We start from the raw sequence: 2,031 nt of genomic DNA, 5'->3' as shown, positions 1-2,031 counted from the left end.
GGCCCTCCGTCAGGTTTAATTTTCGGGTGGGCTGGGTGTTGTTTATAAGAGCCTGGCGGTGAGCTTTGGGGGACTTTCGTCGCATGAGATGCGAGGAAAGTCCCCTTCAGCTCGCGAGCGTGTCGCCGGTTTCCAGCAGCGTCTTGAGGTCCGACAGGATCCAGTTCCAGCCGCCGCCGGCGTTCTGGCCCTCCGGTGCGTTGATGTCCTCGGCCGCGCCGCTGACCATCGCGGCGGTGCCCGGGGCGCCGGTCACGTCGTGGGTGACGGTGAGGCGCGTTCCCGCGGTCTTGGTCTCTTCGATGTCGTAGGTGAGCTTCGTGTACGGCTCGTCGGCGAACTCGGGGGCCATCACCAGCTTCCAGGTGAGGACCAGCTTGCGCGGCGGGTCGGCCTCGATGACCTCGCCGTCGACCATGTCCCCGGTGACCCCGTAGCCCTTGAGTTCCTCGGTGGGGTGTACTGCGAACTTGCCGCCGGGCTTGAGGTCGTAGTCGGCGAGGCCGGTGTAGCCGTACTTCGCGGTCCACTCCGGTTTCGTGATGGCGTCCCAGATCGCCTGCGGGGTGGCTCTGATGTAGACGCGGTAAACCTGCGTATCGGTCATGAGTCGTTGCCTTCCAATTCGTCTTTGAGGTCCAGCAGCGCGGTCACGTGGCGCTCGGTGTATTTGTCGATCCAGCGGTCGTGGATCTGCCGGATCGGGACCGGGTTGAGGAAGTGCTTCTTCTCCCGGCCCTCCTTGCGCGTGACGACGAGACCGGCCTCCTCGAGCAGTTTCAGGTGCTTCATGACACCGAAGCGGGTCATGTCCACTTCGGACTCCAGCTCGGTGAGCGTGCGGCCGTCACGCGCGTGGAGCTGGTCGAGCAGGAAGCGTCTGGTCGGATCGGCCAGTGCCTTGAACACCAGGTCGTCGTCGGGCACGCGACCAGAATAGGTGACCAAAAGGTCACATGTCAATCGGGGGTGGCGGGCACGGTCCGGCCCTGGTCACCGGGCGAGTAGCCTCTTCGGGCACGGGGATATTTCGATGGCTGGGACTTCATCGCAGGGGGACCATGTGAGCGCGGCACGCGCGATCGGCTTGGTGCTGGGGGTGGCCGCGGACGGGGTGCTCGGCGACGCGCGGCGCAGACCGCCGGTGGTGACTTTCCGCCGGGTCGCGGGCTCCTCTCCGGCGCGAGGGACTGGGGTGGCCGCCGCTTGTGTCGCGCTGGGCGTGCTCGCCGAGCGTGCCGGCCGACGGCGTCCGGTGCTGCAGGCCGCGACGACGGCCGTCGCGACCTGGGCCGTCGTCGGGGCGGCCGGACTCGCGACGCAGGGTGCCGAACTGGCCCGCGATCTGGAGGAAGGCCGGCTGGATCCGGCACGGCGCACGTTGTCCGAACTGGACCCCCGGGTGACCGACGGGCTCACGCCGGTGGCGCTTTCGCGTGCTGCGGTGGAGACGGTCGCGGAGAACACCTCGGACGTCGTGGTCGCGCCACTGGTGTGGGGCGCGCTCGCCGGTGTGCCCGGGCTGGTGGGCTCGCGGGCGATCAGCCTGCTGCGGCAGTGGTCGCGTGGCCGCCGGTCGTGGGTGGTCGAGCGGGCGGACGAACTGGCCCACCTCGTCCCGACGCGGATCGCCGCCGGGCTGACCGTGCTGGCCGCTCCGGTGGTCGGCGGCTCCGCGGGCGGCGCGTGGCGGGCGTGGCGGCGCGACACGATCGCGCATCCGAGCCCGAACGCGGGCCGGGTCGAGGCGGCGTTCGCGGGCGCGCTGGAGATCCGGGTCGGCGGGCGGACCGTGTACCCGCACGGCGTGGAGGAACTCCCGGTGCTGGGGATCGGACGCAATCCGGACGCCGGGCACGTGACCCGCGCGGTGGAACTGTCCCGCGTCGTGGGCTGGCTGGCCGCGGCGACATCGGTGGTCGCCGCCGCATTCCTCGGCCTCTGGCGCCGGTCCCGCTAGCCGCCTCCTGCTCGGGCTCGCTGCCCCCCATGCCGTTAAGGCCACCTTACGGGCGTCAGACGCCCGTAAGG

3 protein-coding genes are annotated in these 2,031 nt (G+C 70.0%); 1 reads left to right on the top strand and 2 read right to left on the bottom strand.

Annotated elements, in window-relative coordinates:
• Positions 1-106: 106 nt before the first annotated feature.
• The gene (locus tag ACFWY9_RS41490; protein WP_378341462.1) at positions 107-607 is read right to left on the bottom strand and encodes an SRPBCC domain-containing protein; all 501 of its coding nucleotides are present in this window, start codon (positions 605-607) and stop codon (positions 107-109) included.
• Positions 604-927, bottom strand: a complete 324-nt coding sequence (locus ACFWY9_RS41485; RefSeq protein WP_378329850.1) for an ArsR/SmtB family transcription factor — start codon at positions 925-927, stop codon at positions 604-606. Before ACFWY9_RS41485 ends, ACFWY9_RS41490 begins: the two co-directional genes overlap by 4 nt.
• 136 nt (positions 928-1,063) lie before the next feature.
• On the opposite strand from ACFWY9_RS41485, the gene ACFWY9_RS41480 reads away from it, so the two are divergent.
• The gene (locus ACFWY9_RS41480; RefSeq protein WP_378341461.1) at positions 1,064-1,960 is read left to right on the top strand and encodes a cobalamin biosynthesis protein; all 897 of its coding nucleotides are present in this window, start codon (positions 1,064-1,066) and stop codon (positions 1,958-1,960) included.
• Positions 1,961-2,031 lie beyond the last annotated feature (71 nt).

It is taken from the genome of Amycolatopsis sp. NPDC059027 (assembly GCF_042739735.1).
Taxonomy (GTDB): domain Bacteria; phylum Actinomycetota; class Actinomycetes; order Mycobacteriales; family Pseudonocardiaceae; genus Amycolatopsis.
The sequence above is the reverse complement of the archived record's forward strand: the minus strand, read 5'-3'. Positions and strand labels throughout refer to the sequence as shown.

Excerpts from the sequence above, each read along its gene's own strand:
- ACFWY9_RS41490 (WP_378341462.1), bottom strand. The coding sequence starts at position 607 with ATGACCGATACGCAGGTTTACCGCGTCTACATCAGAGCCACCCCGCAG.